This is a genomic window from Streptomyces sp. NPDC006435, from assembly GCF_040612315.1.
Classification (GTDB): domain Bacteria; phylum Actinomycetota; class Actinomycetes; order Streptomycetales; family Streptomycetaceae; genus Streptomyces.
Map to the genome: position 1 here is coordinate 91011 of NZ_JBEXPY010000003.1, position 12473 is coordinate 103483.

Genomic DNA, 12473 nt, shown 5'->3' on the forward strand with positions numbered 1-12473 from the left:
TGCGGGCGGCCCGGTCGCGGACCGGCGGCCGGCCTGCTCAGGCCTTGGCGGTCGCCGGGGCGGCGGTGGCGAGCAGCGGCTCGACCTCGCGGACGACCTTGCGCTCGACGAAGAACGCGGCCGTCGGGATGGTGCCGGAGATCAGGACCCAGAGCAGCTTGCCCATCGGCCACTTCGCCTTGGAACCGAGGTCGAAGGCGAAGATCAGGTAGACGATGTAGAGCACACCGTGGACCTGGGAGACGACGAGGGTCAGGCCCTCGCCCTTGTCGAAGCCGTATTTGAAGATCATGCAGACGCAGAGGACGAGCAGCATGACGGCGGTGACGTAGGCCATCACCCGATAGCGGGTCAGCACGCTGGGTTTCATGGAACCGAGCGTAACCGCACGTCCGGGGCGATCTTGCAGCGGGCCGGGCCCTCGAAACGCCGTTCCATTTCCCGCCCCGGCGCCCCCTTTCCCGCGCCCGCCGGGGGATTGCGGGACAGCCCTCACGCCTCTTCGAAGTCGTGGGCCGCGACTCGCAGCGGGCGCAGCATGGCGAAGATCTCGGCGCACTCCTCGGCGTCGTACGCCCCGAGTCCGAACTCCATGTCGACGAGGTCCTTCGTCGCCGCCTCGACGACCTCGCGCCCCTTGTCCGTGATGGAGGCGAGCGTTCCGCGGCCGTCGTTGGGGTTGGGGCGCTTGGCGACCAGTCCGGAGCGCACCAGCCGGTCCACGGTGTTCGTGACGGAGGTGGGGTGGACCATCAGCCGCTCCCCGATCTTGGACATCGGCAGCTCGCCGGCCTTGGAGAAGGTGAGCAGCACCAGCGCCTCGTACCGGGCGAAGGTCAGTCCGTACGGCTTGACGACCGCGTCGACCTCTGCGAGCAGGATCTGCTGGGCGCGCATGATCGAGGTGATCGCCCCCATCGAGGGCACCGGACCCCAGCGCTGCTGCCAGAGTTCGTCGGCGCGGGCGATGGGGTCGAAGGGGAGACTGAGCGGCTTCGGCACGGCATCGACCTTACCCATTGGTCACATGCTGGTCAGCCCCGTCTCGGACTTCGGTATCGAGCTCCTGTTCCCCGGATCGCGGGCGGGTGGCGCGGACCTCCCGGACCACCAGCAGCGTGCACAGGGTGCCCACCGCCCCCGAGGCGGCGACGACCTGGTGCACCGGGAAGAACTCCGCGGCCAGACCGGCGAGGGCCATCCCCAGGCCCTGGACCGTCATCAGCCCGGCGGTGAGCAGGGTCATCGCCCGGCCCCGCAGCGCCTCGGGCACCGCGTCGAGGAACCACTGGTCGAGCCCGATGATGTACGCCGCGCCCACCCCGGTCAGCACCAGGGAGACGAGGGTGAGCGCCATGCCGGGACGGGGCGCGTACAGCAGCAGGGGAAGCAGTCCGAGGGCGGCCGCGGGCAGCACGGTCCGGGAGCGGGCACGGGGGCTGAGCGCGGACCCCGCCCAGAGCTCCGCCCCGATGTGGCCGACGGCCATCGCGCACATCAGCAGCCCCAGCGCCGCGGGCCCGGCGCCGATGGCGTCGGCGTAGGGCGCGGCCAGGGCCTCCGGCGCGACCACGAAGAAGGCGGGCACCCAGAAGAGCAGCAGCAGCGCCCGGATCCGGCGGTCGGCGAGAACCGTCCGGGCGCCGGAGAGGGAATCCCCCAGCAGCGTCCCGCCGCCCTCCCCCGCCGCGGCCAGCCGGGCCGGCCGGGCCCGGGTGCCGAAGCGGAGCAGCAGCGCCGAGCAGCAGAACGTGCCGACGGCGACCGTGATCGCCCCGCGCGGCGACAGGGCGGTCAGCAGCAGTCCGCCGGCCCCGAAGCCGATGAGCAGGGCGGACTGGGAGACGATCCGCAGCAGCGAGCGGCCCAGGACGTAGAGGTCGCCCTCGCCGAGGATGTCGGTGAGCGCCGCGGTCCGGGTCCCGGTGAACACCGGAGCGACCGCCGCCACGACGCACCGCAGTGCGAGGAGCCCTCCGACGGGGGTGCCGGGCAGCACCATGACGGCGACGCAGCAGGCGCAGACCAGGTCGCAGACGACGAGGACGCGACGGGCGGGGTACCGGTCGGCGACCCCGGCGAAGAGGGTGCCGCCGACGGCGTAGGGGAGGAAGCCCAGCGCGAAGGTGAGGGCGGAGAGCAGCGGTGAGCCGGTGAGGTCGTAGACGAGGACGGTGAGGGCCAGTTCGCTGACGGTGACGCCGAGCAGCGAGAGCAGGTGCGCCGCGAACACGGCCCGGAACTCCCGCACCCGGAACACGGCCCGGTACCCGCCGCCCGCCTCGTCCCCGGAGCCGCGCGCCCGGCTCGGGTCGTGCGGGGCGCGGGGCTCCGGGGCGGGTGCCGGGGGCGTCGGCCCGGGGGCGGGAGGGATGCGGGGTGTACCCGCCTGTGTGCGGTCGTCGCTCGGCATGGACGCAGCGTGTCCGAGGGCCCCGCCTCCTCCGTAGACTTTCGGGCCAGGCCGAATCTTCCCGGAGCCCTTGTGCCCTTCCATCTGCATTTCGACGAGAACGACCTGCTCCGCTGCCGTTTCGCGCTCTCCCCGCTCTGGGAGACGCAGGAGGCCGTGCGCACGCTCGCCCGGCCGGGCCGGCACGGCTACCACCTGCCGTGGCTGCGGCGGATCGAGGAGACCGCCGCCGGGCTGGACCTGGGACCGCTGTGGCGGCTGATGCCCGACGGCGGGCACAACCCCGACTTCCTCTGCCCGCCCCCGATCGGCCCGCTGGCCACCTTCGAGGAGGAGATCGCCGCCGTCCGCGCGGTCGACCCGTCGGTGGCCGCGGACGACATGGCCCTGGCCCTCGCCGACATGCCCGGCGGCCCCGGTTCACCGGCCGGGCGCCGGATGCTGGCCGATCCGGCGCGTACCGTCCAGGAGCTGGCGGATCTGCTGGAACGGGCCTGGCGGTCGATGATCGAGCCGCACTGGCCGCGTCTGCGCGCCCTGCTGGAGGCCGACATCGCCTACCACTCGCGGCGGCTGGCCGAGGTCGGCTTCGAGCGGCTGCTGGGCGAGCTGAGCCCGCAACTGCACTGGGCCGGTTCGACGCTCACGGTGACCGGCACCCGCGGGAACCACACCCGGGTGCTCGGCGGGGAGGGGCTGGTCCTGATGCCCAGCGTCTTCGTCTGGCCCGATGTCGTCGGCGGCTACGAGCCGCCCTGGCTGCCCGCGGTGATCTACCCGGCCCGTGGCATCGGCGGCCTCTGGACTGAGGCCGCGGACCGCACCCCCGACGCGCTGGCCCGGCTGCTCGGGCGGGCCCGCGCCGACGTCCTGTGCGCGCTCGACGAACCGGCCGGGACCACGGCACTGGCGCACCGGCTCTCGCTCGCACCCTCGTCCGTGTCGGAGCACCTGTCGGTGCTGCGCGCGGCGGGTCTGCTCACCTCACGCCGGTACGGCCACCAGGTGCTGTACGAGCGCACTCCCCTGGGCATCGCGCTGACGGCCGGGGCCCCGTGAACGGCCCGCGCGCGTGCGCGGGTTCACGGGGCCCCGGGAACCGGACCGGTTCACTGCGCCAGGTATCGCTCGACCGTCTCGACCTTGGAGGTCAGGCCGTCGGTGACGCCGGGGCGGATGTCGGCCTTCAGCACGAGGGAGACGCGCCCGGCGCGGGCCTCGACGGCGGCGACGGCCCGCTCACCACATCCTTCCCCAAGCTCTCAACTACGTTCGAGCAGGGGAGACCCCACCCTCGTCCCATTCACCCTCGATGGAGGTGAACATGGCGTCCGTGCGGTTGGGCAGCCCGGATTCGCGGACGACGCGGACGGCGTCGGCGACGTACTCGCCGACGTCCTCACCGACGCCCAGCGGGCTGACCGAGAACGCGACGATCATGCGCTGACCACGCCTTCGCGGCGGGCGCGGGCGGCGATGACGCCGTCGGCCTCGTAGCGCTTGAGCAGCTTGTCGCCGTACAGGCCGCCGAAGGGCAGCACCGCCAGCAGGAAGAAGAGCGCGACGCGCTTCAGCGGCCACTTGGTCTTGGCCCAGACGTCGAGCAGCAGGACGGCGTAGATCACGAAGAGCACGCCGTGCAGGATGCCGAGCGGCATCATCAGGAAGTCGATGTCCGAGACCCGGCTGAGGACCGAGCCGAAGATGATCAGTGCCGGGAAGGAGAGCGCCTCGGGAATCGAGATGAGGCGCAGCCGGTGCAGGGCGGTAGCGGTCTTGATGTCCACGGGGGCACCTTCGGTGGGAGGGTCGTGACAGCTTGTGAACGCGGGCACAAGCTCGCCCCATTGTGGCATCGCCGCGGACGGCGCCCGGCAGCGGGGGCGGCCCGGGGCGGATGTGCGGTCCGGGGCGTCCCCGGGCGGGGCGCGGCGGCCGGTACCCCCGTCGCGGGGCCGGCGTCCCGGCCCGTGACGTCCCGATCGCGTACGGATACCGTCCCGGATGCGTATCAGGGGCCTGTCGGGGGGCCGGATCGTGCCTGGGGCCCTGTTTTGGTCGGGGCCCGCCGGTTAACGTCGGGTCCGTGGCAATGTTCCGACTCCAAGGCAGCAGAACGCTCGCCGTCGACCTGGCCGGTGACGCCGTCAAGGCGAAGAACGGCTCGATGGTCGCCTACGACGGTCAGATGACGTTCAAGAAGATGACCGGCGGCGGCGACGGCCTGCGCGGGATGGTGACCCGGCGGCTGACCGGTGAACAGATGGCCGTGATGCAGGTGACCGGCCAAGGCACCTGCTATTTCGCGGACCGGGCGAGCGAGATCACCCTCGTCCCGCTGCACGGCGACAAGCTCCACGTCGAGGCGAGCAACCTGCTGTGCACCGACTCCTCGCTGCGCACCGGCACCACCTTCACCGGGCTGCGCGGCGGGGCGAGCGGCAACGGCCTGTTCACCACCACCGTCGAGGGCACCGGCCAGGTGGCGATCATGTCGGACGGCGCGGCGGTGGCGCTGCGGGTCTCCGAGCAGTACCCGCTGTGCGTCGACCCCGGCGCGTACGTCGCCCACCAGGGCAACCTGCGCCAGCAGTTCCAGGCGGGAGTCAGTTTCCGGACGTTGATCGGCGAGAGCTCCGGGGAGTCCTTCCAGATCCGGTTCGAGGGCGAGGGCGTCGTCTACGTCCAGCCGAGCGAGCGGAACACCATCGGGGGCGATGTCTGATGCCGTTCCGCGAGATCAACTCGAGGATGGTCGAGGCGACGGTGGTCCCCGGCCAGAAGCTTTACAGCCAGCGCGGGGCGATGCTCGCCCACCGCGGCGAGGTGTCGTTCACCCCGAACATCCAGGGCGGCCAGGGCGGGCTGATGTCGATGATCGGCCGGCGGGTGGCGGGTGAGGCGACCCCGCTGATGACGGTCGAGGGCAACGGCACGGTGATGTTCGGCCACGGCGGCCACCACATCCAGGTGATCGAGCTGTCCGGCGACACCCTGTACGTGGAGTCCGACCGGCTGCTCGCCTTCGACGGGACGCTCCAGCAGGGCACCATGTTCATGGGTTCGCAGGGCGGCGTGATGGGCATGGTGCGCGGCCAGGTGACCGGCCAGGGCCTGTTCACCACCACCCTGAAGGGGCACGGCTCGGTCGCCGTGATGGCCCACGGCGGGGTGATCGAGCTGCCGATCGTCCCGGGCCGCTCGGTGCACGTGGACCCGCAGGCGTACGTCGCGCACCACGGCGACGTGCGCAACAAGCTCTCCACCGCGCTCGGCTGGCGCGACATGGTGGGGCGCGGCTCCGGCGAGGCGTTCCAGCTGGAGCTGAGCGGCAGCGGCGCGGTGTACGTCCAGGCCTCGGAGGAGAAGCTGTGAGCACGCCCGTGATCTTCGACCCGATGACGCTGCCGTCGGACGACAACGTCAACTCGTACACCTTCTGCGTGGAGCTCAAGGGGAGCCAGTGGTTCCTGCAGAAGGGCAAGATGATCGCCTACTACGGGCGGATCGATTTCGACGGCGTGGGCAACGGCCGCTTCGACCGGCTGCTCCGTACGAGCTTCCACTCGCCGCTGCACGCGGGCGACTGGGTGGTGGCCGAGGGCAGCGGCAAGATGCTGCTCGCGGACCGGGCCTTCGACGTGAACTCCTACGACCTGGACGACGGGAACCTGACGATCCGGTCCGGCAACCTGCTCGCCTACCAGCCGACGCTGGCGCTGAAGCAGTCGATCGTGCCGGGCTTCCTGACCCTGATCGGCACGGGGAAGTTCGTGGCCGCCTCCAACGGTCCGGTGGTCTTCATGGAGCCGCCGCTGCGGGTCGATCCGCAGGCCCTGGTGGGCTGGGCGGACTGTCCCTCGCCGTGCCACCACTACGACCACGGCTACATGACGGGCGTGATCGGCGGGCTGCGGGCGCTGACCGGCATCGGGGGCACCTCGGGCGAGGAGCACCAGTTCGAGTTCGTCGGGGCGGGCACGGTGCTGCTCCAGTCGACCGAGGTCCTGATGGCCGAGCAGGCGACGGGAGCGGTGCCGGGCGAGGCCGGGGTGCCCGGCGGCGGGGGCTCGGGCCGTCCCGGCGTACCGCCCCGGGCGCCCGGCGGCTCGGGTCAACCTGGCGCCTCACCCCGATTGCCCGGTCAGCTGGGGGATCTCCAGCGTCGCTTCGGTTTGTGAACGGTAGTCTGCGGAGCGTGACGTCGAACGTCTGCGCCCCGGCCCCCCTCCGGCGGGTACCGACCGTCACACCCCTCACTTCGTCCGGCTTTCAACTTCTTAGGTAGAATCCACATTATGGAGACCGAGACGGCCACCCGTTGGCTGAGCGATGCGGAGCAGTGCGCCTGGCGCACCCACCTGGACGTCAGCAGACTGCTGATGCACCAGCTGGAGAAGGACCTCCAGCCGTTCGGACTGACCAACAACGACTACGAGATCCTGGTCAACCTCTCGGAGTCGGAGGACCAGCGCATGCGGATGAGCGATCTCGCCGCCGCGACGCTGCAGTCCAAGAGCAGGCTCTCGCACCAGATCACCCGGATGGAGAACGCCGGGCTGGTCCGCCGGGAGAACTGCGAGTCCGACCGGCGCGGTCTGTTCGCGGTCCTGACCGAGGACGGCGCGGAGACGATGCGGAAGGTGGCCCCGCACCACGTGGCCTCCGTCCGCAAGCACTTCATGGACCTGCTGACGCCGGAGGCGCTGGCGAACCTGCACGCGGCGCTGACACCGGTCGCGGAACACCTGCGCGGACGCCGCGGCAAGATCTGACCGCACCGGCCCCGCACCGGGGCCGGTGCGGCAGTGCGCGGTGCTCAGCCGGCGGCCGGCAGCCGGAGCGTGAACCGGGCGCCGCCCTCCGGCGCGCCGTCCGCCGTCAGCCCGCCGCCGTGCCGGACGGCGACGTCCCGGGCGATGGCCAGGCCGAGGCCCGCGCCGCCGTCGTCCCGGGTGCGGGCGTCGTCGAGGCGGACGAAGCGCTCGAAGATCCGCTCGCGCTCGTCCGCGGGCACCCCCGCCCCGTCGTCGGTGACCTCGACGAGCACGTCGCCCCGCTCCGCCGTCCGCACCGAGACCGTCACCGAGTCCCGTGCGTGGCGTTCGGCGTTGTCCAGCAGATTGCCGATCACCCGCGCCAACTGCCCGCGCGATCCGGTCACTTCGAAGTCGCCGGAGTCCGGCACGGACACCCTCACCGGGATGCGGTCGCCGACCCGCTGGGAGACCTCCTCACGCACCAGCGCGCCCAGGTCCAGCGTCGTGCGCCCCGGCCGCTCCCCCGCGTCCAGCCGGGCCAGCAGCAGCAGATCCGCGGCCAGCGCCTGGAGCCGTACGGTGTCGGCGACCGCGCCCGGCACGTCCAGCAGCTCCGGATGGGCCGCGCCCACCTCCAACTGGGTGCGCAGGGAGGCGATCGGGCTGCGCAGTTCGTGCGAGGCGTCCGCGACGAACCGGCGCTGGCGGTCCACCGACGCCTCCAGGGCCGTCAGGGTCTCGTTGGTGGTGCGGGCCAGCCGGGCGATCTCGTCGCGCGAGTCGGGCTCCGGCACCCGGCGGCTCAGGTCCTCGGACGCGGTGATCGCGGCCATCTCGCGCCGGATGTCCTCGACCGGGCGCAGCGCCCGCCGGGTCACCAGCCAGGTCACCCCGGCGACGACGAGCAGCAGCACCGGCAGCCCGACCAGCATCGCGCCGCGCACGGTGCCCACGGCCTCCTGCTCGGCGGCCAGCGGGGCGCCCGCGTGGACGGTCAGGGTCACCCCCTGGGACGTGGTCGCCCGGACGGACGCGAAGCGGTAGTCGGCGCTCTCGCCGTCGACGGTGGCGGTGCCGTCGGTGAAGTCCGGGTCGTCCGGGTCGACTTCACCGCGGGCCGGGGTGCCCCCGTCGTCGTCCGCCAGGTCGTCGTCCCCGTCGTCCCCGTCGTCGGAGCCGGAACCGGAGCCCTGCCCCGGGGCGGCGGACGGGGCCGGCACGACCCGGTCCGTACCGGTCCCGGAGATCGCCTCCAGGTCCTTGGAGACGGCGACCACGCGCCCGTCCTCGTCGACCACCTGGACCGGGTACTCGTCCTCGTCGCGCGTCTCCAGCCGGTCGTAGGGCACGTCGAGGGCCAGTTGGCCGGCCACCTCGCGGGCCACCACCTCGGCCCGGAGCTCCGCCTGTCCGGTGAGGTTGGCGCGCAGCACCAGGAGCACGGAGATCCCGGCGCCGATCAGCGCGAGGGCCACCACCACCGTGGCGCCCAGCGCGGCCCTGGCCCGTACCGACCTCACGGCGCCTCCAGCCGGTAGCCCGCCCCGCGCACGGTGCGGATGGCGGACGCGCCGAGCTTGCGCCGCAGCGTGCTCACGTACACCTCGACGATGTTCGGGTCGCCGTCGTAGGCGAAGTCCCAGACGTGCTCCAGGATGTCCGCCTTGCTCACCACCTGCCCGGACCGCAGCACGAGCTGTTCCAGCACCGCGAACTCCTTGGTGGTGAGGGCGATCTCGGTGCCGTCGAGGTGGACGCGGCGGGCCGCGGTGTCCATGCGCAGGGAACCGGCCTCGATCACCGGGGAGGCGCCGCGCCCGCCCCGGCGCCGCAGCAGCGCCCGGATCCTCGCCACGAGCACGACGTACGAGAACGGCTTGGTCAGGTAGTCGTCGGCCCCGGTGTCCAGGCCCTCCGCCTCGTCGTACTCCCCGTCCTTCGCGGTCAGCATCAGGATCGGCGTCTCGTGGCCGGCGGCGCGCAGGGCGGCGCAGACCCGGTAGCCGTTCATCCCGGGCAGCATGATGTCGAGGACGACGAGGTCGTACACCCCCTCGGAGGCCCGGTGCAGTCCTTCGAGGCCGTCGTGCACGACGTCCACGGCGAAACCCTCGGCGGTGAGCCCGGCGGCCAGGGACGTCGCCAGCCGCTTCTCGTCCTCCACGATCAACAGACGCATGGACCCAGGGTCGCAAACCGAACCTGAAGAAGGCTTCAGGTGGCTTCAGGCTGCGTTCAGCATCACCCCGGCAGTGTGGTTCCCGTCGAGACCGGAGCACCCGATCGGGAGGAACCCCATGAAGCGCAGGATCGTCATCGCCGCAGTCGCCGCCGCAGTGCTGGTCGGCGGCGGGACCGCCACCGCAGTCGCCTTCGGTGACGACGACGACCGCGACCGCGAGGTCCGCAGCAGCGTGGCGGGCGACGGCGCCGCCCGCGTCTCCGTGCAGGACGCCGTCGCCGCCGCCCTGAAGGCCGTCCCGGGCACGGTCACCGGGGCCGAGCTGGACGACGAGGACGGCGGGCTGGTCTGGGAGGTCGACGTGTACGGCTCCGACAAGGCCTGGCACGACGTGACGGTGGACGCGGGCAACGGCAAGGTGCTCGACGAGCACACCGACGACGACGGCGACGACCGCGACCGGCACGCGCCCCGGTCGGCCGCCGTGTCGCTGGACTCGGCGGCCGGCACCGCGCTGAGGACCGCCCCCGGGACCGTGACCTCGGTCGACCTGGACGGCGACCGCGACGACCGCGGCGCGACGCACTGGGAGGTCGAAGTCCGGGGCAAGGACGGCAAGGAGCACGAGCTGGACGTCGACGCGAGGACCGGCAAGGTCACCGCGGACCGGTCGGACGACGACGGGCACGACGGCTCCGACGACAAGCGGAGCGACAGGCACGACGACCGCGACGGCGACGACGACTGACGGGCCCCGCCCGCCGGGGGAACGTCAGGGCACCAGGCCCGACAGGACCGTGCCGTCCTCGAAGGACAGGAAGACGGCGTTCCCCCGCACGACGAGCGAGACGCTCGCCGGATCGACCTCGTCCGGCCATCCGGTCATCGGGTCGCTGGTCCAGTCCGGCTCCCCCTCGGTGGCCATGTCGATGCCGTCCAGCTTCGACTCGCCCACGACGAGGGCCCGGTCCCCGACCAGGACCGACGGACCCACCATCTCCAGGCCGTCGCCGCCCTCGTAGGTCGCCCAGTACTGCCGCCCGTCGGCCACGCCGAACGCGTAGGTCCGGGTCGGGCTGCCCACCACGGCCTTGCCGTCGTCCGAGAGCGCGGGCCGGTAGACGAGGTCCACCCCGGCGGCGACCGAGCGGCGGCTTCGCGGGTCGGCCGCGTCGATCACCGTCAGCCCGCCGGAACCGGCGCACAGCAGCAGCTTCCCCTTCAGGACCGGCATGCGGCAGGAGACGTCCCCGGGCCCGACGGTGCCCAGCCGGCTGCCGTCCGCGCCCTTCAGCACGGTGACACCGTCCCCGGCCACGACGAGCCGGCCGTCGGAGAAGGCCAGGGCGGCCCCGTCGGCCGGGTCGTCCCACTCCTCGTCCCACTTGACCGCGTGCCCGCCGGTGAGTTCCCGGGCGACGATCCGGACGCCGCCCCCTCCGGCGGCCTTCATGGCGTAGTAGAGGACCTTGCCGGACGGGACGGAGTCGGTCACCCGGGCGCCGTCCGGCAGCGGCTCCCGCCACCGCTCGGCCCCGTCGGACAGGGCGCGCGCCACCAGGGCGCCGTCCTCGAAGGCGTACACGGTGGCGCCGACGACGGCGGCCACCGAGGCCGGGGCGGCTCCCGCCCTCCCCTGCGGGGACTGCCAGCGCCGCTTCCCGTTCGCCGCGTCCAGCACGGTGACGCGCGGCGAGCCGCCGCAGACCAGGGCCGTGTCCGCGAGGACGCACTTGGCCGGGCCGCCCTTGATCCGGGTCTTCCACGGCTTCCAGCCCGCCGGGCGGGCGGCGAGCTCCGTGGCCGTCCTCCCGAAGTCCCCGGTGCGCCCGGCGTCCCCACCGGGGTAGACGGCCGGGTACGCCGCGGTCCGCACGGTGCCGGACGCGGAGGCGGTCGGCCCGCTCGTGCCCCCGGTGCCGCCCGCGCCGTCGTCGCCCCCGCCGCCGTCGAGGAGCCCCGGCAGCAGCACCGCGCCGAGCGCCACGCACACCACGGCGGCAGCCGCCGCGAGGCCGGTGCGCAGCCCCCTCCTCTGCCGCCCCTCGCCCGGCACGGCCACCGGCACGACGGGGGTGGGGGCGAGCGCCGGGTCACCGGGGGCCGGGGGGCCGGACGGCGGTGCGGCGACCGGGACCACCGCGGCCCCGGCGGCGGTACGTGCCTGCGCCGCGTACCCGGCGAGCTGTCCGCGTACCGCGTCCGTCCAGGGGAACGGTCCCGCCGCGCCCCCGGCCCCCTCGCCCCCCGGGCCGTCGTTCCTCGGGTCGTCCGGCAGCAGCATCCCGGCGAGCTGCTGCGGGGTCGGGCGGGCCCCGGCGTCGCTGCGCAGGCACTCCTCGATCACCGCCCGCAACCTCGGTGGCACGCCGGACAGTTCGGCCTCGCCCTGCGCGATCCGGAAGATCACGGCCGCCATGTCGGAGTCGTCGAACGGGCCCCGTCCGGTCGCCGCGAACGCGAGCACCGCCCCGAGGCAGAACACGTCGGAGGCCGGCACCAGCGAGCGCGATCCGTTGACGTGCTCGGGCGAGATGTAGCCGGGGCTGCCCACGACCACGCCGGTCCGGGTGAGCTGGGTGGCGTCGAAGGCCTGGGCGATCCCGAAGTCGATCACCTTGGGCCCGTCGGCGCCGAGCAGCACGTTGCCGGGCTTGAGGTCGCGGTGCAGCACCCGCACCGCGTGCATGTCGGCGAGCGCGCGGGCCAGCCCGGCGCCCATCGCGCGGACCACCGGCTCGGGCAGCGGTCCGCCGCGGGTCACCGCCTCGGCCAGCGAGGGGCCGGGGACGTACTCGGTCGCCAGCCAGGGCGGCCGGCCGTTCGCGTCGCCGCCGACCAGGGCCGCGGTGTGCGCGCTGCGCACGGCGCCCGCCGCGTCGATCTCGCGGCGGAAGCGGGTCCGGAAGCCCTCGTCGAGGTCGAGGTCGGCGCGGATGGTCTTCAGCGCGACCAGGCCGTCCGGCATCCCCGTGCCGTCCGGCATCCCCGTGCCGCCCGCGGGCCTGGCCAGGTACACCTCGCCCATGCCGCCCGCGCCCAGCAGCCCGAGCAGTTGGTACGGGCCGATCAGCCGGGCCCGGCCGGCCGGAAGCGGCTCGATCACTGTGCGATCCCC

Annotated in this window: 13 protein-coding genes and 1 pseudogene; 6 read left to right on the plus strand and 8 right to left on the minus strand. The window is 73.3% G+C overall.

The window, feature by feature from the left end:
- Positions 1-37: 37 nt before the first annotated feature.
- From ABZZ04_RS04665 to ABZZ04_RS04675, 3 genes are all read right to left on the minus strand, one after another.
- A complete protein-coding gene (locus ABZZ04_RS04665; protein ID WP_148839271.1) occupies positions 38-370 on the minus strand; it encodes a DUF3817 domain-containing protein in 333 nt (110 codons plus the stop codon).
- Between the two features lie 122 nt (positions 371-492).
- Positions 493-1002, minus strand: a complete 510-nt coding sequence (locus ABZZ04_RS04670; protein WP_356930959.1) for a MarR family transcriptional regulator — start codon at positions 1000-1002, stop codon at positions 493-495.
- A 10-nt stretch (positions 1003-1012) separates the two neighbouring features.
- Entirely contained in the window at positions 1013-2413 is a 1401-nt protein-coding gene (locus tag ABZZ04_RS04675; protein WP_356930736.1) for an MFS transporter, read from the minus strand.
- A gap of 72 nt (positions 2414-2485) precedes the next feature.
- Between ABZZ04_RS04675 and ABZZ04_RS04680 the strand changes: the two genes are divergently transcribed.
- The gene (locus tag ABZZ04_RS04680; protein ID WP_356930737.1) at positions 2486-3472 is read left to right on the plus strand and encodes a DUF5937 family protein; all 987 of its coding nucleotides are present in this window, start codon (positions 2486-2488) and stop codon (positions 3470-3472) included.
- A 50-nt stretch (positions 3473-3522) separates the two neighbouring features.
- On the opposite strand, the pseudogene ABZZ04_RS04685 reads toward ABZZ04_RS04680, so the two are convergent.
- A pseudogene (locus ABZZ04_RS04685) lies at positions 3523-3853 on the minus strand (thiamine-binding protein).
- Positions 3850-4200: a DUF3817 domain-containing protein gene (locus ABZZ04_RS04690; protein ID WP_356930738.1), complete on the minus strand. Its 351-nt coding sequence runs from the start codon at positions 4198-4200 to the stop codon at positions 3850-3852. The pseudogene ABZZ04_RS04685 and the gene ABZZ04_RS04690 overlap by 4 nt, the downstream one beginning before the upstream one ends.
- 305 nt (positions 4201-4505) lie before the next feature.
- On the opposite strand from ABZZ04_RS04690, the gene ABZZ04_RS04695 reads away from it, so the two are divergent.
- The 4 genes from ABZZ04_RS04695 (at position 4506) to ABZZ04_RS04710 (ending at position 7188) form a co-directional block, all read left to right on the plus strand.
- On the plus strand, positions 4506-5138 hold the full coding sequence (locus tag ABZZ04_RS04695) for an AIM24 family protein (protein WP_356930960.1): 633 nt from the start codon (positions 4506-4508) through the stop codon (positions 5136-5138).
- Entirely contained in the window at positions 5138-5788 is a 651-nt protein-coding gene (locus ABZZ04_RS04700) for an AIM24 family protein (RefSeq protein WP_356930739.1), read from the plus strand. Before ABZZ04_RS04695 ends, ABZZ04_RS04700 begins: the two co-directional genes overlap by 1 nt.
- Positions 5785-6594 (plus strand): AIM24 family protein, encoded by an 810-nt coding sequence (locus tag ABZZ04_RS04705; RefSeq protein WP_356930740.1) that lies wholly within the window; start codon positions 5785-5787, stop codon positions 6592-6594. The genes ABZZ04_RS04700 and ABZZ04_RS04705 overlap by 4 nt, the downstream gene beginning before the upstream one ends.
- A gap of 117 nt (positions 6595-6711) precedes the next feature.
- Positions 6712-7188, plus strand: a complete 477-nt coding sequence (locus tag ABZZ04_RS04710) for a MarR family transcriptional regulator (RefSeq protein ID WP_148839266.1) — start codon at positions 6712-6714, stop codon at positions 7186-7188.
- A gap of 44 nt (positions 7189-7232) precedes the next feature.
- Here ABZZ04_RS04710 and ABZZ04_RS04715 read toward each other — a convergent pair whose 3' ends face one another.
- Together ABZZ04_RS04715 and ABZZ04_RS04720 are read right to left on the minus strand one after the other, a co-directional pair.
- Complete coding sequence (locus ABZZ04_RS04715; RefSeq protein ID WP_356930741.1) at positions 7233-8693, minus strand: HAMP domain-containing sensor histidine kinase; 1461 nt, start codon at positions 8691-8693, stop codon at positions 7233-7235.
- The gene (locus ABZZ04_RS04720; protein ID WP_356930742.1) at positions 8690-9352 is read right to left on the minus strand and encodes a response regulator transcription factor; all 663 of its coding nucleotides are present in this window, start codon (positions 9350-9352) and stop codon (positions 8690-8692) included. Before ABZZ04_RS04720 ends, ABZZ04_RS04715 begins: the two co-directional genes overlap by 4 nt.
- A gap of 118 nt (positions 9353-9470) precedes the next feature.
- Here ABZZ04_RS04720 and ABZZ04_RS04725 point away from each other — a divergent pair, with 118 nt between their 5' ends.
- Complete coding sequence (locus ABZZ04_RS04725) at positions 9471-10103, plus strand: PepSY domain-containing protein (RefSeq protein ID WP_356930743.1); 633 nt, start codon at positions 9471-9473, stop codon at positions 10101-10103.
- Positions 10104-10127: 24 nt separating this feature from the next.
- Here the strand turns inward: ABZZ04_RS04725 and ABZZ04_RS04730 are convergent, their stop codons facing one another.
- Positions 10128-12461 (minus strand): protein kinase, encoded by a 2334-nt coding sequence (locus ABZZ04_RS04730; RefSeq protein ID WP_356930744.1) that lies wholly within the window; start codon positions 12459-12461, stop codon positions 10128-10130.
- Between the last annotated feature and the right edge of the window lie 12 nt (positions 12462-12473).

Bases quoted from the DNA above. Each gene is read 5' to 3' on its own strand.
- ABZZ04_RS04725 (WP_356930743.1), top strand. From the start codon at position 9,471: ATGAAGCGCAGGATCGTCATCGCCGCAGTCGCCGCCGCAGTGCTGGTC.
- ABZZ04_RS04720 (WP_356930742.1), bottom strand. From the start codon at position 9,352: ATGCGTCTGTTGATCGTGGAGGACGAGAAGCGGCTGGCGACGTCCCTG.
- ABZZ04_RS04675 (WP_356930736.1), bottom strand. From the start codon at position 2,413: ATGCCGAGCGACGACCGCACACAGGCGGGTACACCCCGCATCCCTCCC.
- ABZZ04_RS04700 (WP_356930739.1), top strand. From the start codon at position 5,138: ATGCCGTTCCGCGAGATCAACTCGAGGATGGTCGAGGCGACGGTGGTC.
- ABZZ04_RS04710 (WP_148839266.1), top strand. From the start codon at position 6,712: ATGGAGACCGAGACGGCCACCCGTTGGCTGAGCGATGCGGAGCAGTGC.
- ABZZ04_RS04665 (WP_148839271.1), bottom strand. From the start codon at position 370: ATGAAACCCAGCGTGCTGACCCGCTATCGGGTGATGGCCTACGTCACC.
- ABZZ04_RS04695 (WP_356930960.1), top strand. From the start codon at position 4,506: ATGTTCCGACTCCAAGGCAGCAGAACGCTCGCCGTCGACCTGGCCGGT.